General features: G+C 69.1%; 20 protein-coding genes. 14 read left to right on the forward strand and 6 right to left on the reverse strand.

Annotated features, from left to right (window positions below):
* Window positions 1-49 precede the first annotated feature (49 nt).
* The 3 genes from ACIRRY_RS48660 to ACIRRY_RS48670 all read right to left on the reverse strand — a co-directional run bounded on the left by ACIRRY_RS48660 (window position 50) and on the right by ACIRRY_RS48670 (window position 3,291).
* Entirely contained in the window at window positions 50-889 is an 840-nt protein-coding gene (locus ACIRRY_RS48660) for a carbohydrate ABC transporter permease (RefSeq protein ID WP_403986634.1), read from the reverse strand.
* A gap of 26 nt (window positions 890-915) precedes the next feature.
* Complete coding sequence (locus tag ACIRRY_RS48665) at window positions 916-1,875, reverse strand: carbohydrate ABC transporter permease (RefSeq protein WP_403986537.1); 960 nt, start codon at window positions 1,873-1,875, stop codon at window positions 916-918.
* An 84-nt stretch (window positions 1,876-1,959) separates the two neighbouring features.
* Window positions 1,960-3,291, reverse strand: a complete 1,332-nt coding sequence (locus ACIRRY_RS48670; protein ID WP_403986540.1) for an ABC transporter substrate-binding protein — start codon at window positions 3,289-3,291, stop codon at window positions 1,960-1,962.
* Between the two features lie 359 nt (window positions 3,292-3,650).
* Between ACIRRY_RS48670 and ACIRRY_RS48675 the strand changes: the two genes are divergently transcribed.
* Window positions 3,651-4,664 carry a hydroxyacid dehydrogenase gene (locus ACIRRY_RS48675; protein ID WP_403986543.1) on the forward strand — a complete coding sequence of 338 codons (1,014 nt, stop codon included), beginning with the start codon at window positions 3,651-3,653 and terminating at the stop codon, window positions 4,662-4,664.
* Between the two features lie 105 nt (window positions 4,665-4,769).
* On the opposite strand, the gene ACIRRY_RS48680 is transcribed toward ACIRRY_RS48675, so the two are convergent.
* Window positions 4,770-6,998: a glycoside hydrolase family 36 protein gene (locus ACIRRY_RS48680; protein WP_403986546.1), complete on the reverse strand. Its 2,229-nt coding sequence runs from the start codon at window positions 6,996-6,998 to the stop codon at window positions 4,770-4,772.
* 99 nt (window positions 6,999-7,097) lie between these two features.
* On the opposite strand from ACIRRY_RS48680, the gene ACIRRY_RS48685 reads away from it, so the two are divergent.
* The 4 genes from ACIRRY_RS48685 to ACIRRY_RS48700 all read left to right on the forward strand — a co-directional run bounded on the left by ACIRRY_RS48685 (window position 7,098) and on the right by ACIRRY_RS48700 (window position 11,284).
* Entirely contained in the window at window positions 7,098-8,243 is a 1,146-nt protein-coding gene (locus tag ACIRRY_RS48685; protein ID WP_403986549.1) for a LacI family DNA-binding transcriptional regulator, read from the forward strand.
* Window positions 8,244-8,414: 171 nt separating this feature from the next.
* A complete protein-coding gene (locus ACIRRY_RS48690) occupies window positions 8,415-8,666 on the forward strand; it encodes a hypothetical protein (protein WP_403986552.1) in 252 nt (83 codons plus the stop codon).
* Window positions 8,667-8,988: 322 nt separating this feature from the next.
* The gene (locus ACIRRY_RS48695; RefSeq protein WP_403986637.1) at window positions 8,989-9,129 is read left to right on the forward strand and encodes a recombinase family protein; all 141 of its coding nucleotides are present in this window, start codon (window positions 8,989-8,991) and stop codon (window positions 9,127-9,129) included.
* A gap of 958 nt (window positions 9,130-10,087) precedes the next feature.
* On the forward strand, window positions 10,088-11,284 hold the full coding sequence (locus tag ACIRRY_RS48700; RefSeq protein WP_403986555.1) for a PP2C family protein-serine/threonine phosphatase: 1,197 nt from the start codon (window positions 10,088-10,090) through the stop codon (window positions 11,282-11,284).
* 436 nt (window positions 11,285-11,720) lie between these two features.
* Here the strand turns inward: ACIRRY_RS48700 and ACIRRY_RS48705 are convergent, their stop codons facing one another.
* Together ACIRRY_RS48705 and ACIRRY_RS48710 are read right to left on the reverse strand one after the other, a co-directional pair.
* Window positions 11,721-12,032 (reverse strand): hypothetical protein, encoded by a 312-nt coding sequence (locus ACIRRY_RS48705; RefSeq protein WP_403986558.1) that lies wholly within the window; start codon window positions 12,030-12,032, stop codon window positions 11,721-11,723.
* Window positions 12,033-12,248: 216 nt separating this feature from the next.
* On the reverse strand, window positions 12,249-12,527 hold the full coding sequence (locus ACIRRY_RS48710; protein ID WP_403986640.1) for a LuxR C-terminal-related transcriptional regulator: 279 nt from the start codon (window positions 12,525-12,527) through the stop codon (window positions 12,249-12,251).
* A gap of 136 nt (window positions 12,528-12,663) precedes the next feature.
* Here ACIRRY_RS48710 and ACIRRY_RS48715 point away from each other — a divergent pair, with 136 nt between their 5' ends.
* From ACIRRY_RS48715 to ACIRRY_RS48755, 9 genes are all read left to right on the forward strand, one after another.
* Window positions 12,664-15,456: an AAA family ATPase gene (locus ACIRRY_RS48715; protein ID WP_403986561.1), complete on the forward strand. Its 2,793-nt coding sequence runs from the start codon at window positions 12,664-12,666 to the stop codon at window positions 15,454-15,456.
* 410 nt (window positions 15,457-15,866) lie between these two features.
* Complete coding sequence (locus ACIRRY_RS48720; protein WP_403986564.1) at window positions 15,867-16,847, forward strand: DUF4331 family protein; 981 nt, start codon at window positions 15,867-15,869, stop codon at window positions 16,845-16,847.
* Between the two features lie 21 nt (window positions 16,848-16,868).
* Window positions 16,869-17,582, forward strand: a complete 714-nt coding sequence (locus ACIRRY_RS48725; RefSeq protein WP_403986568.1) for an SDR family NAD(P)-dependent oxidoreductase — start codon at window positions 16,869-16,871, stop codon at window positions 17,580-17,582.
* A gap of 176 nt (window positions 17,583-17,758) precedes the next feature.
* Entirely contained in the window at window positions 17,759-17,977 is a 219-nt protein-coding gene (locus ACIRRY_RS48730) for a hypothetical protein (RefSeq protein WP_403986571.1), read from the forward strand.
* Between the two features lie 251 nt (window positions 17,978-18,228).
* Window positions 18,229-18,924 (forward strand): type 1 glutamine amidotransferase domain-containing protein, encoded by a 696-nt coding sequence (locus ACIRRY_RS48735; protein ID WP_403986574.1) that lies wholly within the window; start codon window positions 18,229-18,231, stop codon window positions 18,922-18,924.
* A 160-nt stretch (window positions 18,925-19,084) separates the two neighbouring features.
* Window positions 19,085-19,702, forward strand: a complete 618-nt coding sequence (locus tag ACIRRY_RS48740; RefSeq protein WP_403986577.1) for a VOC family protein — start codon at window positions 19,085-19,087, stop codon at window positions 19,700-19,702.
* Between the two features lie 48 nt (window positions 19,703-19,750).
* Complete coding sequence (locus tag ACIRRY_RS48745) at window positions 19,751-20,038, forward strand: hypothetical protein (protein ID WP_403986580.1); 288 nt, start codon at window positions 19,751-19,753, stop codon at window positions 20,036-20,038.
* A 41-nt stretch (window positions 20,039-20,079) separates the two neighbouring features.
* Window positions 20,080-21,441 (forward strand): dihydrolipoyl dehydrogenase family protein, encoded by a 1,362-nt coding sequence (locus ACIRRY_RS48750; protein WP_403986583.1) that lies wholly within the window; start codon window positions 20,080-20,082, stop codon window positions 21,439-21,441.
* A complete protein-coding gene (locus ACIRRY_RS48755; protein WP_403986586.1) occupies window positions 21,438-22,301 on the forward strand; it encodes an alpha/beta fold hydrolase in 864 nt (287 codons plus the stop codon). Before ACIRRY_RS48750 ends, ACIRRY_RS48755 begins: the two co-directional genes overlap by 4 nt.
* The last annotated feature ends 3 nt before the right edge of the window (window positions 22,302-22,304 follow it).

Genomic DNA, 22,304 nt, shown 5'->3' on the forward strand with positions numbered 1-22,304 from the left:
GCTGTGCCTTTCGTCAGGCGGTTCGGGGTGAAGCCCGGCCGGGCGAGAGCTACTTGACGCTGCCGACCAGCACGCCGCTGCGCCAGTACTTCTGCAGCGCGAACATGAAGACGGCGAGCGGGATGATCGACAGCAGCGACCCGGTGAGGACCAGGGTGTTCATGTTGATGCCGGACTGGGACTGCTTCTCCCACGCGAACAGGCCGAGGGTGACGGGGAAGGAGCGTTCGCCGTTGAGCATGAACAGGGGGAGGAAGAAGTTGTTCCAGATGCCGACGAAGTCGAGCATGAAGATGGTGATGGCCCCCGTGGTCATCAGCTTCAGCGAGATCGACCGGAAGATCCGCAGCTCGCCCGCGCCGTCGATGCGGGCCGCCTCCAGCAGTTCGGCCGGCACCGAGCTGTCGGCGTAGACCTTGCCGAGGTACACGCCGAAGGGGTTGACGAAGTACGGGATCAGCACCGACCAGACGGTGTTGGTCAGTCCGATCTGGGCGAACAGCAGGTACAGCGGCAGGGCCAGCAGAGTGCCGGGCAGCAGGGAGGCGCCCACGATCGTGCCGAAGATCGCGCCCCGGCCCCTGAAGTCGAACTTCGCCAGGCCGTAGCCGGCCGCGACCGAGATCAGCGTGGAGCCGAGCGCGCCGACGCCGGAGTAGAGGATCGAGTTGCCGATCCAGCGGACGAACAGGTGGTCGTGGTAGACCCAGATGTCGTGCAGGTTGTCCGTGAAGTGGTTGGCGGAGAACCACAGGCCGAAGGTGGAGTAGAGGTCGGTCTGGTTCTTGGTGCTGGAGACCAGCAGGAACCAGGTCGGCGCCAGGGAGTACAGCACGAACAGGACCAGCAGACCGGTCGTGACGATCTTCGCCCGCAGGCTCGGGGCCATCGGGGACTTGATGGTGGTGGCGGTGCTCACTTGGCCCCCCGGTTCGTGAAGCGGAAGTAGGCGAGGGCGAGCACGCCGGTGACCAGGGCCAGGATCAGCGACTGGGCGGCGGCGTACTGGTACTCGCCGGTCTGGAAGGCCTTGTAGTAGATGGTGAGCATCGGGGTGAAGTCGGTGTTGATCGACTCCGGTGCCACCTGGCGCAGGATCAGTGGTTCACCGAAGAGCTGGAGCCGGGCGATGACCGAGAACATGCCGGTCAGGACCAGGATTCCGGTGATGTTGGGCACCTTGACCGACCAGGCGATCCGCCACTCCCCGGCGCCGTCCAGGTGCGCGGCCTCGTACATCTCGCGGGGCAGCGACTGGAGCGCGGCGGAGATCAGGATCATGTTGAACCCGATGCCCTGCCAGGTGAGTACGTTGCCCAGCGCCAGGTAGGTGGTGACACCGCCGAAGAAGTCGAAGTCGGCGCCGGCCCGGCCCAGCACGTCGTGGATCGGGCTGCCGGTCGGGCTGTAGAGGAAAAGCCAGATCAGGGTGGAGACCACGGTGGGGATGACGTAGGGAATCAGCAGCGCGGAACGGAAGAACCGCACCGCGCGGGCGGCCACGCTGTCCAGCAGCAGGGCCATCAGCAGCGAGATGCCGAGCATGACCGGGATCTGCACGGCCCCCAGCAGCACCACCCGGACGATGCTCGACCAGAACGAGACGTCGGAGAACGTGTCGGCGAAGTTGGCCAGCCCGGTGAAGACCGTCCGGGTCGGGCCGAAGCCCAGGCCCGAGCTCTTCTTCTGGTAGAGGCTCTGGTAGATGGCGTAGCCGATGGGGATGACGTACGTCGCCAGGAAGCCGGCCAGGAAGGGCAGGGTGAACAGCAGCCCTTTGTACGCTCCCCGCGCTCGTGCGGGTCGCGGGACGGCAGTCCGTCCTGACACGGGGGCGGGGGGTGCGGCGCTGCTGCGTCGCAGGGCGGTGGACACGGATCTCTCCTACGGTCGGGTGCGCTGTTCGTCGAGCCTGCACCGGCGTCGCCGGGCGTCATGCCCTGGCTCGGGGCGGTGGGGTCAGTTCGCGGCGGAGGCGTTGATGCCCTTGCTCTTGAGGTCGGAGAGGGTCCACGACTGGAGGTGGGTGAGCATGTCCTTGACGGTCATCTGCTTGTTGATGACCTTGCCCCAGTCCTTCTGCATCTCCGCGAACATGTCGGCGTAGTCGGGGCCGTACTGCCACTGGTCGCCGACCCGAGCCGCGGCGGTGGTGATGATCTGGGCGCTGTTGGACTTCCCGTTGAACATCTCGGTCGGGATGATCTTGTCGACGTACGGGGTGACGTCCTTGAGCGCGGGGAACAGGCCGGACTTCGACTTGGGGTCGGTCAGCGTGGTGACCGACTCCTTGCTGCTGCTCAGCCAGGCCGCGAACTGGGCGGCGCGGTCCGGGTACTTGCAGCCCTTCAGTACGGCGGTGGTGTCGAAGAAGCTGGAGGTGCGGGGCGTCGCGGTGTCGAACAGCGGGGCGTCGGCGAGCTGCCACTTGCCCTTGGACTTGGGGAAGTTGGTGTCGTAGATCGGCAACTGCCAGGTGGAGGTGGTCATCAGGATGGTCTTGCCGAGGTCCCAGGTCTTGAAGACGCCCGGGTCGGCGTAGGAGGCGTTGGACGCCAGGTTGTGGTCGATGAGCTGCTGGACCACGTCACCGGCCTTGAGTGCCGCGGGGGCGGTGAAGCCGATCTTCCACTGGTTGCCGTCCACCTTGTACCAGGAGGCGCCCGCCTGCCAGGACAGGTCCACCAGGGTGCTGGGGTCCTCGCCGGCCATGTTGAAGATCTTGATGTTCTTGTTCTTCTTCTGGATCGCGATGCCGTCCGCGATCAACTCGTCCCAGGTGGCCGGGGCCTTGGTGATCCCGTACTTCTGGAACAGGTCCGCGCGGTACGCGGTGAAAAGCGGGGAGGAGCCCATCGGGATGCCGTACGTGGTGCCGCCGGGGCTGACGGAGTTCCACGCGGCGGTCGTGTACGCGCTCTTGTACTGGGCGGCGGTCTTGCTGATGTCGGTGAGCAGGCCGTCGGCGGCGAAGGTGGCCAGGTCCTGTCCGTCCATCTTGGACAGACACGGCGCGGTGCCTGCCTTCACCGCGGCCCGCAGCTTCTGGTAGACGGTGTCGCCGGCCTCCTGCGAGAACTCCACCTGTGTGTCGGGGTGGATCTTGTTCCAGGTCTTGACCTGGGCCTCGATGCCCTCGGTCCAGCTCCAGAACTGCAGCTTGACCTTGCCCTTCGTGCTCGGCTGGGCCCCGGTGTTCGTGTCGCTGCCGCTGGAACAGGCGGCGAGAACCAGACAGAGGCAAGCGGCTGCGGCCGACGAGGCGAGGGTTCTGGCACGGAACGTGGTCATCGGTCCTCCACAGGGGACAGAACGGCGCGTGCGGTGTGGGGGCCGGCCGGCGCGGTGGTCAGCGAGGCAGGGGGCAGGACGCCCTACCGGTGAACGGGAAGTAACCGTTTGCTGGGTGGACCGTAAGTCGCGAGTGGCTGGATCCACAAGAGGCGAGGCCGGATTGTTTCGTCGAACTTTCGGGCGGGTTACCCAATGTGTGCCCTGAGCTGTGCTGATGGGGCATCGATCGACTCGGGGATGGTTGTGGGCGTAATGCCGCTGCCTCCGTCGCGGCCATTGACCTGTGGCCGGATTCGTCTCTAGCGTGGAATACGTTTACTGAACCAGAGCTCATACCGCCGCGAAGCAGGAGCCCCATGCCAGACCCACAACTGCCCTCAGCCGTGTTCGCGATGAACCCGGTGCACCTGCCCGAGCTTCTTCCGCCACACTTGATGGCACGGCTGGGTGAACTGGTCCGTATCGACTCGACGCTCGTCGTCCAGGACTTCACCGACCCGGCCGCGCAGGCCGCGTTGGCCGAGGCCGAGGTGCTGATCACCGGATGGGGCTGCCCGCACATCGGCGCCGAGGCGCTGGCCGCCGCGCCCCGGCTGCGCACCGTGCTGCACGCGGCGGGCAGCGTGCGCAGTCTCGTCGGCGAAGAGGTCTGGCAGCGAGGACTCACCGTCTCCAGCGCGGTGCAGGCCAACGCGATGCCGGTGGCGGAGTACACCCTCGCCGCGATCCTGCTCGTCGGCAAGGACGCCTTCGGCCTGCGCGAGCGCTTTCAGTCCGAGCGCGTCTACCCGGCCCCCACCGACTACGCGGGCATCGGCAACCTCGGTCGCCGCGTAGGGATCATCGGCGCCTCGCGGGTCGGCCGCCGGGTGCTCGAACTCCTGCGCCCCTTCGACCTCTCGGTCTCCCTCTACGACCCCTACGTGGACAAGACCGAGGCGGCGTCGCTGGGTGCCGTACCCATGTCCCTGGAGGAGTTGCTGCGCACCAGCGACATCGTCAGCCTGCACGCTCCCGACATCCCGCAGACCTACCGAATGCTCGACCGCGACCGCTTGGCACTGATCAAGGACGGCGGTGTACTGATCAACACCTCCCGAGGCGCCCTCATCGACCCCGAGGCGCTCACCGACGAACTGGTCGGCGGGAGGATCAGCGCCGTGCTCGACGTCACCGAACCCGAGCCGTTGCCCGCCGAGTCCCCGCTCTACCGACTGCCCAACGTCTTCCTCACCCCGCACATCGCCGGATCACTCGGCAACGAACTGGAACGACTCGGCCGTACGGTCGTCGACGAACTCACACGCCTTGCCTCCGGCCTCCAACTCGCCCACGAGGTCCGTCGGGCAGACCTCGTGATCAGCGCCTGAGGCGTACCGCTACCTGCCCCATCTCCCTTCCTTGTCAAGGGAGTCGGCCCTTCGATGAACTCGCGTTCGCCGAGGGGCCGCAGGCATATTCGTGGGGTCTGGTACTCAGGCCGGTACGTCCAGGTCGGGGCCGAAGGACAGCAGGACTGCCGACTGCTCGGCGGGGAGGCGGACTCGCAGACTCCGCTCCTGGTCGTCCCAGTCGTATGTCGAACGCGGTCTCGCCTCGAACAGGAGACGCGGCCGGCTGCCGATGTCGGCCCACGGCAGCGGCACGGTCATGCTCTCGGGCGCGCTTTCCCGACGCCACAGAGCAAGCAGCGTCCTGCCGCCCTCTCCGGCGGTGTCCTCCGTGGTCAGTGCCAGGGCGATCCAGCCGTCACGCCAGCCGGGCAGACCGAGAGGCCAGCGCGGGCGGGTGTCGGGGAGGAGGTGGCGGTAGCTCTTGTACGTGGTCAACGCCTCGCGCACCAGGGCCAGTTGCTCCGGTTCCAGGAGGTCGGGACGGCCGCTGAGGTGGACGCGGCCGAGCATCGCCGAGACCATCACCATGCCGAGTTCGGCGTCACTGTGTTCCGGCAGCGGGTACGCCCACATCGCGCCCTGCTCCGGGGGCACAGCGGTGGGCGCCGCGGCGGCGATGGCCGGCAGCAGGCGGAAGTCCTGCTGGTCGGTGACGGAGTGGATCGGCAGCCGGGACAGTACGGCGTGGTCGGTACGGCTGCCCCCGGCCGCGCAACTCTCCAGTACCAGGCCGGGATGCCGGTCGAGGACTCCGTCGAGCCAGTCCAGGTAGGCGCGGTTGTGGCCGAGCAGGCCGTCACCGGGGCTGTCGATACCCGTGGGCCCGTCGGTGCCCGCGCCGATGTCGATGTTGTAGTCGAGCTTGAGGTAGCCGACGCCGTAGTCGCGCACCAGCCGGTCCACGACGGTGTCGAGATGTGCCCGAGCGGCCGGATGCCGCAGGTCGAGCTGGTGTCGGCCCCACTCCACCAGGCGGACGCCGTCCCGCCGGAAGAAGGCCTCGTCGGGCAGCGCGGCGGCGACCGGACTGCGTACGCCGACGACCTCGGGTTCGAGCCACAGCCCCGGGACCATGCCCGCGTGACGGATGTGGTCCAGCACCTCGTTCAGCCCGCCGGGGAAGCGCGGGGCGGATTCCATCCACGCGCCGACCGAGTCCCACCAGCCGGGCACCCCTCCCGGACTCACGGCACCGGGCGGCTCGGCGTCGTACCAGCCGGCGTCTATGCAGAAGTACTCGGCGCCCGCTGCGGCCGCCGCGTCGATCAGAGGCAGCAGGGCTTTGGTGCTCGGCTCGCCCATCAGGCTGTTCATGAAGTCGTTGAACACCACGGGCAGGCCCCGGTGGTCGGGGTGCGGCCGCCGGGTGGCGCGGCGGTACCGGGTCATGGCGGCGAGTGCGGCCTCCAGGCCTCCCGAGGGGACGAGGGCGACCGACGCGGGCACGGTACGGAAGGACTCGCCAGGGCCGAGAACGCGCCGCCACTGGTGCTCGCGGTCGGTAGGCCCGGACAAGGCCAGGTACACGTCGTCGAAACGATCGGCGACCTCGGCGTGCCAGGACCCGTTGTGCTCGATCTGCCACAGCAGTGCGCGACCGGTCCGCGTCTCCTCCAGACAGCCCATGGGCAGATGCTCGGAGGAGGACCAGGAGCCGGTGCTGGTCACGGCGATCCGGTTCTTGGAGCCGGTCTGGCCGAAGGGCACCATGCCCACGTCGTGGAGACCGCGTTCGGCGAGCGTGGCTCTGGACCAGCGGAATTCGCCGCTCCATGGATTGGCCGCCAGCCACAGGGCCACACCGTCCTCCCAGCGTTCGCCGTCCCCGAGGTGACGGGCGAGGTTGGAGTACGCGAAGGAGGAGACGTACTCCAAGGTCACCCGGCGCTCGCCGGTGTTTTCCAGATGAGCCTCGGTGCGGAGAACCGGGATGCCCTCGTGCAGTGTGCAGACGGCGGTGACGCGCAGGCCGGTGTTCTCGTCGGCCATCCGCACACGCAGCGTCCGTACGTCCCCGTCGTCGCCGTGCCGTCCGTGGATCTCCTCGTGATCGGTGTAGCGCAGGGCGAGGGAGGCGGCACCGTCCACATGGCGCTTGCCCGAGGTTCCGAGACGGCCGCTGCCCGCGGTCTGGATCTCGACCAGCGGAAGGGCGCGGTGCGTGAGTCGGGTGCACAGGTCGGGATCACGCCCTGGATCCGGCAGCGTGGCTGCTTCGCCCGCTGCCAGCACTCTGACCGGACCGGCCGTGTCGAGGGACAGGAGCAGGGACAACTCGTCGGTTCCCCAACGCAGATGGGTGACGGACACGGCAGCGGCTCCCGAGATGTTGGTAAACGATTACTGTCGGCGACGGTAGTTTGCGCACAGGCCGATCACAAGAGGCGTCACATGCAGTAACGTCGAGCCGTGACGGACAACGGAAGCAGCGCTCCAACAGGCTCTGGACCCAGTCAGCCCCGCAGGCGTCGACGTGCGAATCGTCCGAGTGACGGGCCCAGCACGATTCGTGATGTCGCTGTGCAGGCGGGCGTGTCGGTAGCAACCGTTTCCCGAGCGCTTGCCGGAAACTATCCGGTCTCTCAGGCCACCCGCGCCCGGGTCATGGCGGCGGTCGAGTCCCTGCACTATGTGGTGAACGTCCACGCCAAAGCCCTCTCGGGCGGAGTCGCGGGCCCCATCGCGATGGTTCTGCAGGACATCACAGGCCCCTCCCTGGCCCACGTCGCAGCAGGGGTGGAGCAGGAGGCGGCGGCGCGCGGCAGGCTCAGTCTGGTCTGCGTCACCCACAACGACCGGGACCGGGAGGACGCCCTGGTGCAGCTCATGCGCGAGCAGCACGCGGCCGCGGTGGTCCTCGTCGGCGGCGCGGTGATGGACGACGCTTATCACGAGCGCATGGCGGAGTACGCCAGGGTGCTGGACGCGGCCGGTTCCCGCCTGGTGCTGTGCGGCCGGCCGCCGCTTACGTCCAGCCTGCCGGTGACAGTAGTGGACTACGACAACCGCGGTGGAGCCTTCCAGGCCATGGACCACATCCTGGGCATGGGACACCGGCGCGTCCTGTTCCTGGGCGGCAATCCCCTCATGAGCAGCGCCGAGCAGCGCAGGACCGGATACCGCCAGGCTCTACGGGCACACGGCGTGCCCTACGCCGAGGAACTGGACGTCTCCGGCCTGTACACCAGGGCCTCCGGCTACCAGCGGACCCGGGCCGCGCTGCAGGAGGGGCCGGATTTCACGGCGATCTTCGCCGGCACCGACATGGTGGCCGTCGGCGCTCTGGCCGCGCTGCGCGAGGCAGGCCTGACCGTGCCCGGAGACGTGTCCCTGGTCGGCTTCGACGACGTGCCCTTCGCCACGGACCTGACGCCCGCGCTCACCACAATTCGCGTGCCCTATGAGGAACTCGGACGCACCGCGGTACGCCTGGCGCTGGAGCGGGATCCGTCGCTCGCCGACGACCACGTCGTACTGAGCACGCAACTGGTGATCCGGCAGTCGGTGCGGCCGCCGGGGGCACATCATGGCGACCAAGCACGTCGGTCCTCCTGAGACTGCGGCGGCTGTCCGGAGTTCGAAGCGCGGGAAGTGCGGTTCCTCGTCAAGTGGTACACAAGGGGACCCCCGGCCCGTTCGTCGTCTGTTACTGCGCCGAGGCCGGAGCTCCGAAAGAACGGCACACACAATGCGGCGAGACGCCGTCCACTCTGATGAGGAAGGACCGTGGAGCGGCACGCGACCATCTCCCCGCCGCCCACCACAGACGCCGTGGTTCCGGTGCAACGCACGCCGGACGACGGCTACAAGAAGGTGGGAGTCTCGGCATTCTGCGGCTGGCTGGCCGGGACCCTGTTCGGCACAGCCCTGGCCGGCGCCGCCATGATGACCGTCCTGACTCCACCGGCCGTACCCGATCCTGGTCAGGCCGGAAGGCACTCCTGGCAGCCGCCGGAGTTGGCCTGGCCTCTGCTTTGATCGGAGTGATCGCGCAAGCAATGGCCTGAGCTGAGTGCGGCCAGAACGTCGCGGATGGACAGCGCCAAAGTGTCGCCGGGGCGGTGGTGGGGATAGCGGCAGCACACCTCTTGGGCGCTTCTGCGTGCCGGCGGTCGTGGCCCACGCACCCGGACGCCCCAGCCGAAGCCCGAGAACACGCGCCCGAACAGTCTTCCCACCGAAGGAATCAATCACCCCCAGGTGACAACCAGCCCTCTTACGTGGCACCTGTCGCGCCTCGACTCAATAGGTGTGGTCGGGTAGCCGGATCACGTTGCCGTGACCCGGCCCGCCCGGGTGGCTGTTCGGGCGCTACACCGACGACGGAGCATCTATCGCGGATCTCACCCGCTGGCTCACCAGCGGTAACACCCCGACTCGCACCGGGAAGACCCGCTGGGACCGCAGCGTCGTCTGGGGCATGCTCCGCAACCCCGCCTAGGCCGGCCAGGCCGCCTTCGGCAAGCCCCAGACCCTCCACGAGTCCCCGGATCTCAACAACCGGGGCCGCCTGGAGGGCCGGACCACCCCACGCGCATCACGTACGAGGACCGGCTCCACGAGGAGTGGATCGTCATCCCCGTCTCCGCGCTCATTACGGCAGATGTCCTCGTGCCGCCTGTAGTCGGCGATGGACGGCGGCCGCCGTGCACGACTGCTCGCGTTCTTTCGCTGGCCGTGAGCACATGCGCGGGGTCGTCCTTGCGGCCTGGGGTTTGCGGGAGTCGCCTCACTCGGCAGCAGCTGCGAGGACGAGGGTCGGGGCTTGCGGATCGTTCGCTGCGGTCTGCGGTCTGCGGTCTGCGGTCTGCGGTCTGCGGTCTGCGGTCTGCGGGCTCCGGTGGTGCGAGGTCAGCGCGTTGCGTCCTGTGCGTTGTGTGACGTTGTGCCTTGCCCTCCCAGGCGCGTACCGGCAGTCGGTGCCATGCGGAGCTGACCACTGCGGTGCCCCACGTCTGTCACGGCAGTCGGCGGGGGAGCGGCTTGTGTGTGGGAGGCTTGTGGAGATCGCCGTCCCGGGCGTCCTGTTCAAGGGCCGGGGTGCAGGAGCCGCGCTGGTGTTGTTCCTTCGGGCTGAGTCCCGTGGTCCCCGGTGGCATTACGTCGATACGTAGGCCTTTTTTGGGCTTGCCCGTGTGGGGACAGATCATGATGGAAGTGCTCGATGCCGGGGCAGTGAATGTGATGCTGCTGGATGCGAAGACTCCGCGGGAGCGGGCGGCGCCGGGGTACGCACCGCGGTGCGGGTGGTGCGAGGTCGCTGGGGAGTGCGGGCGGCGTCCCGGCATGGTTCGCAGCGCCAGGTTGCGGAAGTCGGCGCGGAGGAACGGTCACTTCGCCGGCTTCGGCCAGGACTGGCGGGAGAGTCGGGCTCAGGGCCCTGGGCTGGGGTGGCGGGCATGACGGCACAGGAGTTGGCGCGGGCGGTGACGGGGCTGCTGGATGCCAGTCATACGGCGCCGTTCGAGCAATTGTCCCGCCTTCTCGATACCGCGGCGAAGGCGGCCGGTGCGGGTGGGGCCCGGTTGTTCGTGGCGGATTTGCAGGAGGAGGTGCTGCGGGAGGTCACCGGACTGGGCTTGAATGCCGGCGCGGGCGGCGAGGAGTTCCAGATCGAGGGCACTTTGCCGGGTCGTGCGTACCAGGTCAGTGAGATCACCGTGCCGGCGCGGGGTGGGGCGTGCTGGGTGCCGGTGCTGGACGGTGCGGAGCGCCTGGGTGTCCTGCACATCGAGCCCGGCCCCGGCGATGGGGGCAGGCCTGATGAGGACGTGATGCGGGTGCTGGCGTCGATAGCCGGACTGCTGCTGGTGTCCAAGCGGGCCAACAGTGACTCCCACGCCCGGCTGACGCGGACCCGGCCGATGGGAGTGCCGGCGGAACTGCAGTGGGCGCTGATGCCGCCGCAGACCTTCTCCGACCACCGGGTCACCGTCAGCGCGTTCATGGAACCGGCTTACCAGGTGGCCGGTGACGCCTTCGAGTACGCGGTGGCCGGGGACACTCTGCACCTGGCGGTGTTCGATGCAATGGGCCACGACACCTCCTCGGGTCTGACCGCCGCTCTGGCGATGTCCACCTGCCGCAGCCGCCGCCGCGCAGGCGCGAGCATCCCCGACGCCAGCAGGGCCATCGAGGACACCCTGGTCGGGCAGTTCGGGCACAGCCGCTACGCCACCGGTATCCTCGCGGACCTTGAGCTGAACACCGGCTTGTTCAGCTGGGTCAACCGCGGCCATTTGCTGCCGGTGCTGATTCGCGGCGGCCGCTGGGCCAGTACGCTGCACTGCCCGCCGGCGGGTCCAATGGGCAGTGGTTTCAATCTGCCGGTCACCCAGTGCACCGAGCAGTTGGAGCCCGGTGACCGGCTGCTGATGTTCACAGACGGCATCATCGAAGCCCGTGACAGCGACGGGCAGGAATTCGGTGTGGAGCGCTTCACCGACTTCATCATCCGCCACCAGGCCGACAACCTGCCCGTCGCGGAAACCCTGCGCCGTCTCATGCACGCCGTCATGGACTACCACGACGGACAGCTCCAGGACGATGCGACCGTCCTGTTCTGCGAATGGCACGGCGACACCGGCCCGCACTGACCGCCTCATGCCCGCGAGGCGGCATCCGAGGGGGCGGATATCGTTTTCCCGGTCGGTTCGAGACCGCTGCCGCGGGGGGCCTGGTCATCACCGCCACAGAGTGCGTGTGAGCGGGGAGATGAGGGGGACTCAGGCGGAGGGGGAGGCTGTGCGATCGCCTGGGAGTCGTGCAGGACCGCCGTCGGCGGCAGCCCACGGGTGCTGACAACGCATCACATATCTCCCGGACCGGCCCGGGGAGGGAGTTCAGGGGTTCAGGGCCTGCTCGACGGTGGGATGGCCATCAAGGATCTCGTCGAGGCCGACGACGCGCAGCACGTGCACCACGGACTCCTGGGCTGAGGTTTCCAAAGCAGCGAAAGCTGCTCGGCGGTCGACTCTGCTGGGCGGGACCGAGGAGCGCAGTCTTCCAACAGAAGCTGATGGCTCGTTGTGCTCACGTGGCGTCCGTCTTGGCGGCGTTGAGATCGGGAGGGTATCCCTTGGCGCGAAGGAACGCGTCGAGTGCCAGCGCGACGATGTCGCCGTGCTGGACTCCGTAGTTCGCGTGATAACGACGGACGCGCCGCTGAATTTGGAGGTCGTCGGGAACGGCGTAGTTGATTTGTCCCCGGCTGGTATGGCGGACCTTGGTGATCGACAGTGTGTCTATGTGGGGGGCCAGGGGGTCGGCGGGCGGGTCGGACTGCGCTTCGAGGGCGTCCGCCACGGCGCGCAGTTGTTGAGCGTGGTGCGAGAGTTCGGGCACGGCCACCCTCGTGCTCGGGGTGCAGCGGCAACTGCGCCAGCTCGTCCACGCTTCCGCCGGCGCGGGCCCGGATACCGCCGTGACCCAGGACCCGAGCCTCGGGCCCATCATCAGCCGCCGCTGCCGCTCGTCTAGATGCGGGAACAACACCCCGAACTTCACGGCGAGTTGACCACGAACCTCATCGGAAACCCCAGAGCAGATCAACGAGCCAGATCACGCGAAGCAACACGTTGATTCTCTGCGAGCCCTCAGCGAGGCGCTGCCGAGTTTCGGGAAGACGCGGTAGAGGTGGGCGGCGACGCTCCGCGGGGAAAGGAAGACGCGCGCGGGGATCTCCTTGTAGGTGTGCCCGGCTGCCGCGAGTTGGGAGATCTGGCGTTGCTGCGGGGGCGGGGCGGGGCGGGGCGGGGCGGGGCGGGGCGGAGTGGGGTGGGGTGGGGTGGGGTGGCCAGGCAGGCGTCGGCGGTGGTGGAGACGGTGATGCCGGTGGATTCCGGACCACGACCGTGCTGTTCGCGGGCGTGTTCCACAGCGGACCGGTCTTTACCCGGTGAGGATTCCGACCACTATGTCACCCCTGTACTGTGCAAGAAGGCCAGGGGGCCAACCGCAATGGAAGCGGGCAACCGTGGTGGATCCGGAGCATGGCCCGGGACGCGGGGACAAGACCGGCCTGCTCGGCCGCCGGGTCGAGTGCGCCGTCCTCGACAGGCTCATCGACGCCGTCCGTACGGGAGGAAGCCGCGCACTCGTGGCCCATGGGCCAGCCGGTATCGGCAAGTCGGCGCTGCTGGGACACCTGACGGACGCGCCGGGCGGCCTCCGTGTGCTGCGGGCGGCCGGCATCGAATCCGAGATGGAACTCCCGTTCGCCACGCTGCACCAGCTGTGCGTACCGCTGATCGATCGGCTGAAGAACCTGCCGACTCCGCAGCGGACGGCGCTGGAGACCGTTTTCGGTATCAGCGCAGGACCACCGCCTGAGCGCTTCCTGGTCGGGATGGCGGTACTCGGTCTGCTGTCCGACGCCTCGCAGAAGCGCCCGCTGCTGTGTCTGGTCGACGACGCCCACTGGATGGATCGCGCATCGGCGCAGGTCCTGGGCTTCGTCGCCCGCCGTCTCCTGGCGGAGTCGATCGCCCTGGTTTTCGGCACACGCGAGCGGGTTCCCGACCTGCTCGGTCTGCCGGACCTGGAAGTCACCGGGCTACGGGAGACGGCCGCGCACACCCTGCTCGAATCCGCCACGCACACCCGCCTCGACCACGACATAAGCAGCCGGTTCGTAGCGGAGACCCAGGGTAATCCCCTCGCCCTCCTCGAACTGCCCCGCACACTGTCCGTGACCCAGCTGGCAGGCGGCTTCGGTCTTCTGAACACCGACACCCTTCCGGGCCTGATCGAGCAGAGCTTCCTGCGCCGGATCGATGCCCTCCCCGAACAGACCCGGCTGCTGCTGCTGATAGCCGCTGCCGAACCCGTCGGTGATCCCACCCTGGTGTGGCGGGCTGCGGACCGGCTGGGTGTGACCCCCGAGGAAGCGCTCGCCGACGGCACGGACGGGCTGGTGTCATTCGACGAGTCCGTGACCTTCCGGCACCCGCTGGTGCGGTCGGCCGTGTACCGGGCGGCGAGTGAGAGCGAGCGCCGGTCGGCACACCTGGCACTGGCGGAGGAGACCGATCCGCGCGTCGACCCCGACCGCCGCGCCTGGCACCTTGCATCCGCCACCGCGGGCCCGGACGAGACCGTCGCGGCCGAGCTGGAACAGTCGGCCGGACGTGCACAGGCACGGGGTGGGCTCGCCGCCGCGGCTGCGTTCCTCCAGCGATCCGTGGTCCTGACGGTGGACGCGTCGCTCCGTGCCGACCGGGCGGTCGCGGCCGCGGACGCCAGTCTGCAAGCCGGTGATCTCGATGCCGCCCGCCGCTTCGTGGACGTGGCGGACCAGAACGCTCAGAGCGAGTTCCAGCTTGTGCGAGCACACCGGGTACGCAGCCAGATCACCTTCGCGGCCGGACTCGACGGCAAGGCACCACTGCTGTTGCTCACGGCAGCGCAACGGCTTGAGCGGTTCGACACGAGCCTCGCCCGCGAGACCTATCTGTTCGCGTGGGGCACCTCCGCGCTGGTCGCCGCCGACACCGACGGCCTCATGGCGATCTCCCAGGCCATGAAGACGCTCCCGCCGTCGGGGGCGGCGCCCCGTACCATCGATCTCGTGATCGAGGGCTATGCCCTGCTGGTCACCGAAGGCCGGGCCGCCGCCGTCCCCGTCCTGCGGCGCGCGGCAGCTGCACTGGAGAATCTGCCTGCCCGCGATCTCCTGACGTGGGGCTGGGTGGCCAACGGCGTCAGCGCGGCCGTCTGGGACGACCGGGCGATGCGCGCCCTGTGCGGCCGGGCCGTCGAGGTGGCGCGTGCCGCGGGCGCCCTCACCGAGCTCTCGTTCTGTCTCTCGTCGCTGGGAATGGCGACCACGTGGGCCGGAGACTTCTCTGTCGCCGCGGAGATCGTCGACGAGGCGGACACCGTCGCCGCGGCGACCGGTGTTCCCCCCGCCCCGCACGTCAAGCTCCGCCTCGGCGCGCTGAGAGGCCGCACCGCTGACGTTGAGCCCCTCATTTCGGCCACGATCGAGGAAGCCGGTGGGGGTGGCCGGCTGATGGGCGTCACCGTCGCCCAGTGGTCGGCCGCCGTGCTCTACAACGGTCTCGCCCGCTACGAGCAGGCATTGGCCGCGGCGCAGACCAGTGCCCGGATCCCCGAGTTGTGGGTCTCGGTCTGGGCACTGCCCGAACTCGTGGAGGCGGCCGTGCACGTGGGTGATGTGAAGGCCGCCGGCGCGGCGCTGGAGCAGCTCACGGACGCGGCAGGGCCGTGCGACACCGACTGGGCTCAGGGAGTCCTGGCACGAAGCCAGGCCCTGTTGAGTGAAGGGCCGCCTGCGGACCGCCTCTACCGCAGGGCGATCGAACGGCTGTCCCGGACACGGCTGCGGCCCGAGCTGGCCCGGGCCCATCTGCTGTACGGGGAGTGGCTGCGCCGGGAGCGCCGGCGCGTCGAGGCACGAGGCCATCTGCGGACCTCGCACAAGATGTTCGCGGCTATGGGGATGGAGGCGTTCGCCGAACGGGCCCGCCGCGAACTGCTCGCCAGTGGGGAGTCGATCCGCAAGCACAGGCTGGAGGCATCGTCGGGGGCTGAGCTGACGCCGCAGGAGCAACAGATCGCACTGCTCGTGGCGGACGGCTTCTCCAACCCCGAGGTGGGGTCCCGGCTGTTCCTGAGCCCGCGGACGGTCGAGTGGCACCTGCGGAAGATCTTCACCAAGCTGTCGATCACCTCCCGGAGACAGCTTCGCGAGGTCCTGCCGCGCAGCGCGTACGAGCTCGCACCGGAGCAGGGGCTCAGGGCATGAGCTGCCGGTCGCCGTCAACATCGTAGGCCACCCCGGCGCTTGCCGTGTCGGTCAAAAGGATGCGGGGAGAGCGTCGCCACGTGCGACGGTCCCACGACCCGTTGGGACCGACAAGCGTCGCGAATTCCCGTGCGCTGCGTGGCGAGCCTGGCAGATGTTCCTCCAGTACGCTCTGCATCTGCTCGAACTCCATCTGGGGGATCGGTGCACAGACCGGTCCGCCGCCCGTGGCGAGAAGGTGGGCGACGGGCGGCCCGCTGCCGGCCATCGGCCGATCAGGGATCGAGCCAGGCTCTCCGCCGCCTGTCGCGCGATGAACCAGTGACTTCCACGGGCGCGACCCGCCTGGCGCGGCGTGACTGTGGAGGGAGGCCATGCGGGACCCCTCGCGGCCGTGGAAGGGAGACGGGATGTCCAATCACTTCAGTGCGGCCTATCTCAGGTTCCCCGGCGATGACGCGCGCCTGGACCTGACCGACCTCTACGTCTTCGGGACGCCCGGCGCCTCGGGGGGCAGGACGTTGATCATCGACGTGAACCCCTTCACCACAGGGCTCAGCGCCACCCCGCCTTTCCTGATGAGCCCGGAGTTCCATCCGGAAGCGGTGTACCGCATCAACGTCGACAACGACGGGGACAACCGGGCCGACGTCGCCTTCTCCGCCGTGTTCACGGAGGCGGAAGCAGGCCGGCAGACGGGCACGGTCTTCTACGCCGTCGGCGACGAGGCCCGGCAGACGGAGCCGTCAGGTGAGGTGATCGCCTCGGCGGTGCCCGTCGGTTTCGACGCGGCGGCACACCCCGTCGGGGCGGGCGCCTGCGAACTGTTCGTGGGAGTTCGAAGCGATCCCTTCTTCGCCGATGCCGAGGGAGCGCTGCACGGCTTCGAGTGGACGGGCGAGGACTCGTTCGCCGGCAAGGACGTGCAGTGCATCGCGCTGCAGGTACCCGACGACATGCTCGGACCCGACCCGGCGATCTCCGTCTGGGCGACCGTCAGCGTACGCCGGGGCAACACCCTGGTTCAGGTGGACCGCGGAGGGAACCCGACCATCAACCCGTTCATCAATCCCGACTACGCCAAGGACGAGTACAACGCTGGGCATCCCGCGGACGACGTCGCGAAGTACCTGGAACCGTGGGTGAAGATCCTGCAGGAGAACGGCTATCCGACAGAGGAGGCGACCGCGGCGGTCACCACCGTCCTGCCGGACGTCCTGCGCTACGACCGCGGCCAGCCGGCCGCCTACCCCAACGGGCGGAGCCTCACCGACGACGTGTTCAGCGCCCGTATGTCCTTCCTGACCCATGGAAAGGTCACCTCGGACGGACTGTCGCCGCATGACGACATGCTGGCCGAGTTCCCGTATCTCGGGTCACCCCACAGGTGATCGGGACCGAGGCGGTTGATCATGAACACCTCTGGCAGGAAGGTCGCCGTCGTCACCGGTGCGTCACAGGGCATCGGTGCGGGCCTGGTCGATGCCTACCGCGAGCTGGGCTACCGGGTCGCCGCGACCTCCCGAACTATCCCTCCCTCCGGTGACCCGGACGTTCTCACCGTCCGTGGCGATATCGCCGACCCCGGCACGGCCGAACGCCTCGCCGCCGCCGTGACCGGGCGGTTCGGACGCATCGACACTCTGGTCAACAACGCCGGCCTCTTTATCGGCAAGCCGTTCACCGAGTACTCCCTGGAGGACTACGAGGCGGTCGTCGGCGTCAACCTCACCGGCTTCTTCCGCATCACCCAGCTCGCCGTCGAGCAGATGCTCCGCCAAGGCAGCGGTCACCTCGTCCAGATCACCACCAGCCTGGCCGACCACGCCAGCTCCACCGAACCCTCGCTGCTCGCCTCCCTGACCAAGGGCGGCCTCCAGTCCGCCACCAAGTCCCTCGCCATCGAGTACGCGGCTCACGGCATCCGCAGCAACACGGTCGCGCTGGGCATCGTCAGAACCCCGATGCACCCCGGCGACCCCGGCGGGGAACTCGCGAGAAGGCATCCGCTCGGGCGGATGGGAGAGGTGGCCGACGTCGTCGAGGCAGTCCTCTACCTGGAGGCGGCGTCTTTCGTGACGGGCGTGACGCTACCCGTCGACGGGGGCCGGAGCGCCGGCCACTGAGCAGTGCTGGGGGGCTGCGTCTCCCAGCAGGGGGCGGACAGGTCGTGGCGTCGGCCACTGTCGGGGACGGAGCATGGACGAAGTGAGCTGCTGGGCACGCCGGGCCTGCCGCGACCGGCCGGTCCGTGCTGCCGGACAGTCCGAGGTGCCCGTCGAGCACGGCCCGGAAGCATCCGATGAACGGCAACCGTCCTGGAACGAACACGCTGAGCGTCACGGTCCTGGTGTTCCAGGGCGTGCGACTGCTCGATGTCACCGGCCCCGTCGAGGTCTTCGCCTCGGCCAACGGGTTCGGGGGCCGGTATCGGGTGCGGATCGTGTCCGAGGGCGGGGCGGACGTGATCACCTCGGCCGGGAAGGTCCAAGGAGCGGACGTGTCGTCGTGGTCGCGGTGAGCGGTGCAGGGCGGGTCGGCAGCGAGAGACCCATGATGCGCAGCGCAGGCAGGGACAGAGGCAGGTCTGTCGACCATGTCCTGAGGTGAGGGGTCGCCGACACATATCGAGCCACAGCACGCCGGGCGGGCCGGTGAGGACCAGTGTGTTCCACCGGTGCGACCGACCGCCTTCGCGGGGCATGGTGACGGGAGCCAGCGGTTTCGCGCCGACGGCGCGGGGCCGGATCCCGGACGGCAGGAGTGGTCGTGATGGCGAAGGTGCTTTTCGTGGTGTCCGGAGCGACGTACTGGGTCCTCAAGGACGGCACCAGGTACGCGACCGGTTACTGGGCCGAGGAGTTCGCGGCCCCGTACAAGGCGATCACCGAGGCGGGGCACGACGTCGTGGTCGCCACCCCGAACGGCGTGACACCGAACGTCGACATGATGAGCCTGCGCCCCTCCATGGCGGGCGGCGAGCAGGCAGCCCTCGACCTGGAGGAGATCATCCGGTCCGCGGAAGTGATGCGTCGGCCGCTCCAGCTGTCGGATGTCCGTCTGGAGGACTACGACGCGGTGTACCTCCCCGGCGGCCACGGCCCGATGTCCGACCTGGCGTGGGACGCCGACGCGGGCCGGATCCTGACGACGCAGCTCGCCTCGGGCAAGCCTCTCGCGATCGTGTGCCACGCCCCCGCCTCGATCCTGGCCACCAGGATCCATGGCAAGTCGCCCTTCACCGGCTACCGGATCACGTGCTTCACCGACGAGGAGGAGGAAGGCGTCGGGCTGGCCTCCCGGGCGCCGTGGCTGCTGGAGACCGAGCTGAAGGAGAAGATCGGCGTCGAGTTCAGCCGCGGCGAGATCTGGAAGCCGTACATGGTGGAGGACCGTAACCTCATCACCGGACAGAACCCGGCGTCAGCCGCGGTCCTGGCCGAGCGGCTGCTCGTGCTGCTCAAGTAGCCGCGCAGGCCGGTGGGGCCCGTGTGCTGCGGGCCCCTTGTTCCGGTCGCCCGGACGATCCGGGTCCGGGCCGGCCAGTGAGAATCCCTGGCGCGAGGCACCGGCCGCCAGGAGGACCCTCCTGATGTCGGCTTTTCGGCGCAGTTCGGAGGCGTGAACCATGGACATGAAGTTCGAGGTCGTCGTGGTGCCGGTGGCGGACGTGGACCGGGCCAGGGACTTCTACACGGCACTGGGCTGGCGGCTCGACGCCGACGTCGCCACCGACGAGCACTTCCGGGTGGTGCAGGTGACCCCGCCGGGTTCGCCCGCATCGGTCATCTTCGGCACCTCGGTCTCGTCGCAGACGCCGGGCTCGGCCCAGGGCCTGCATCTGATCGTCGACGACATCGGCGCCGCCCACGACGAGCTCAAACGGCGCGGCGCGGACCCCACAGACGTGTTCCACGACGCCGGAGGCGTCTTCCACCACGCGGGAACCGACGCGCGCGTGCCGGGACCGGACCCGAGACGTGGCAGCTACGGCTCGTTCCTGTCGTTTAGCGATCCGGACGGCAACGGCTGGATGCTGCAGGAGATCACCACCCGGCTCCCGGGCCGCCTGGACCCCGCGACGACGGTCTTCGCCTCCGCCTCGGACCTCGCGAGCGCGCTGCGCCGTGCGGCGGTCGCGCACGGTGAGCACGAGGCGCGCACCGATGAGGAGGACCAGGACTGGCCGGACTGGTACGCGCGGCACATGGTGAGCGAGCAGGCCGGTACTGAGCTGCCGACATGAGCTCCGTGTCCGGCACCCCACTGGGCGGGGCCGTCACCCTCGCCGCGGGTGCCGAACGTTTCGGCGCACCTGATCGACGCCGCCACGTCCCCGCGGCGGGTGGCCGACATCGTGAACGTCAGCTCGACAGCCGGACAGGTCGCCCGGTCGGCGAGCGGTGTCCACAACCTGACCAAGTCCGGTCCAACGGTTTCGCGGAGGCGGCGCGTCCGCGTCAGCGTGGTCGAGCTCTTGCAGGCCGACGACATCGCGGACGCGATCGGCTGCATCGTCACGCGGGAACGGCGGGTGGTCGTCAACGAGATGCCGGTTCGCGCCGGTGACCAGACACGGTGACCACAGGTGCTGACCGGGCAGGGGTGATGGGAGACGGACGGATGAGACTCGACTACGACGTCATCGTCATCGGCGGCGGCTCACCGGGTGAGCACTGCGCGGGGGCCCTCGCGGACGGTGGTCTGCGAGTGGCGCTCGTGGAGCGGGAGTTGGTGGGCGGGGAGTGCTCGTACTTCGCGTGCATCCCGTCCAAGACCTTGCTGCGCCCGGGCGAGGCCGTCCGGGGCGCACGCGAGGCCGCGGCCACCGCCGAGGTGGACGTCGAAAAGGCCCTGGCTTGGCGGGACTTCATGGTGTCGGACTACTCCGACGCCGGACAGGAACGCTGGCTGGAAGGCAAGGGCATAGACCTGCTGCGGGGTTCGGGCCGACTCGCGGGACCCGGCGCGGTGGAGGTGGCCGGCACCCGCCTCACCGCCGGGCATGTCGTACTGGCCACCGGGGCCTCGCCTGTCGTGCCTCCTGTTCCCGGCCTGCGCGACCTGACCGGGATCTGGACCAATCGAGAGGCGACCGGCATGAAGGCGGTCCCGCGTCGGCTGCTCGTTCTGGGGGCCGGACCGGTCGGTGTCGAGATGGCCCAGGCGGTACGGCGCCTCGGCGGCGAGGTGGTGCTCACCGGCCACGACGACCACGTGCTGCCCCGCGAGCCCGAGCCGCTTGGCCGGGCGCTCGGCGAGGCACTGCGGCGTGACGGCGTCGAACTCGTCCTGGGCCGGCGCGCCGTCGCCGCCCGGCGCGACGCCGAGGACTACGTCCTGGTCCTCGACGACGGTCAGGAGCTGCGCGGCGACAAGCTGCTCGTGGCCACCGGACGCCGCCCGCGCGTCGATGGACTGGGCCTGGAAACGGTCGGCGTGAGCGGCAGCGACCGTGGCATCCCGGTCGACCGCCGGCTGCGCGCCGCCGAACGGCTGTGGGTGATCGGTGACGCAACCGGCCTCTGGATGCTCACCCATGTCGGCAAATACCAAGGAGAGGTCGTCGCCGACAACATCCTCGGCCATCCCCGCGACGCGGACTACACGGCCGTACCGCGCGTGGTCTACACGGACCCGCAGGCGGCGGCCGTGGGCGCGGGCGAGGCGGGGTTCAGCGCCACGGTCCCGATCTCCGAGGTCGCCAAGACGGCCGCCTACACCCGTGCGTACGCCGACGCCGTGGGGTTCCTGACGCTGCTCAGCGACGGCCGAACCGTCACCGGCGCGTACGCGGTGGGTCCGGAAGCGGGGGAGTGGCTCCAGCAGGCGACCCTGGCCGTCCGCGCCCGGATCCCGCTGGAGGTGCTGCGGGACACCATCCAGCCGTTCCCGACCTTCTCGGAGATCTACGTCGCCACGCTCACCGACCTGCGCCACCGGATCGCGCGCGGCAGCGCGGTCGGGGGAAGGGCCTCCGCATGACGCGCTACCGCTCCCTGAAGGTCGACGACCTCGACATCTTCTACCAGGAGGCCGGGCCGGCGGATGCCCCGGTGCTGCTGCTCCTGCACGGATTCCCGTCCTCCTCGCGGATGTTCGAACCCCTCCTCCGGCAACTGTCCGACCGGTGGCGGCTGATCGCCCCCGACTACCCGGGATTCGGACACAGCAGTGCGCCCGCGCCGTCCGACTTCGTCTACACCTTCGACCACTTGGCGCAGGTGGCGAACGGCTTCGTGGGGGCGCTCGGCATCGAGCACTACTCGCTCTACGTGCAGGACTACGGCGGGCCCGTGGGATTCCGCATGGCCGTGGCGCATCCGGAGCGGCTGCACGCGTTGATCGTGCAGAACGCCGTGGCCCATGCCGACGGGCTCGGGCCGCTGTGGCGGACCCGGCGCGCCTTCTGGGCCGACCGGGCCGGTCACGAGGCGGCGCTGCGGGAGAACTTCCTGTCCCTGGACGCCACTCGGGCACGGCATGTCGGCAACGACCCGGCGCCCGACCGCTACGACCCCGACCTGTGGACGGACGAGTTCGCGTTCCTGAGCCGGCCAGGCCGGACCGACATCCAGGTGGAGCTGTTCTACGACTACCGCACCAACGTCGCGGCGTATCCCGTGTGGCAGGAGTGGCTGCGCCGCGACCAGCCCCGCACACTGGTTCTGTGGGGGCGCCATGACGCGTCGTTCCAGGCACAGGAGGCCGACTCCTATCAGGCCGACCTGCCGGAGGCCCAAGTGCATCTGCTCGACGGCGGCCACTTCGTCCTGGACACCTGCCCCGACGACGCCGCGCTGCTGATCCGGTCTTTCCTGGCGCCGACAGAGAAAGGTGGCTGACGC

This window comes from Streptomyces sp. NPDC101776 (assembly GCF_044766845.1).
Classification (GTDB): domain Bacteria; phylum Actinomycetota; class Actinomycetes; order Streptomycetales; family Streptomycetaceae; genus Streptomyces.

Bases quoted from the DNA above. Each gene is read 5' to 3' on its own strand.
- ACIRRY_RS48660 (WP_403986634.1), bottom strand. From the start codon at position 889: ATGGCCCCGAGCCTGCGGGCGAAGATCGTCACGACCGGTCTGCTGGTC.
- ACIRRY_RS48670 (WP_403986540.1), bottom strand. From the start codon at position 3,291: ATGACCACGTTCCGTGCCAGAACCCTCGCCTCGTCGGCCGCAGCCGCT.
- ACIRRY_RS48675 (WP_403986543.1), top strand. From the start codon at position 3,651: ATGCCAGACCCACAACTGCCCTCAGCCGTGTTCGCGATGAACCCGGTG.
- ACIRRY_RS48700 (WP_403986555.1), top strand. From the start codon at position 10,088: ATGACGGCACAGGAGTTGGCGCGGGCGGTGACGGGGCTGCTGGATGCC.
- ACIRRY_RS48720 (WP_403986564.1), top strand. From the start codon at position 15,867: ATGTCCAATCACTTCAGTGCGGCCTATCTCAGGTTCCCCGGCGATGAC.
- ACIRRY_RS48725 (WP_403986568.1), top strand. From the start codon at position 16,869: ATGAACACCTCTGGCAGGAAGGTCGCCGTCGTCACCGGTGCGTCACAG.
- ACIRRY_RS48730 (WP_403986571.1), top strand. From the start codon at position 17,759: ATGAACGGCAACCGTCCTGGAACGAACACGCTGAGCGTCACGGTCCTG.
- ACIRRY_RS48735 (WP_403986574.1), top strand. From the start codon at position 18,229: ATGGCGAAGGTGCTTTTCGTGGTGTCCGGAGCGACGTACTGGGTCCTC.
- ACIRRY_RS48740 (WP_403986577.1), top strand. From the start codon at position 19,085: ATGGACATGAAGTTCGAGGTCGTCGTGGTGCCGGTGGCGGACGTGGAC.
- ACIRRY_RS48750 (WP_403986583.1), top strand. From the start codon at position 20,080: ATGAGACTCGACTACGACGTCATCGTCATCGGCGGCGGCTCACCGGGT.
- ACIRRY_RS48755 (WP_403986586.1), top strand. From the start codon at position 21,438: ATGACGCGCTACCGCTCCCTGAAGGTCGACGACCTCGACATCTTCTAC.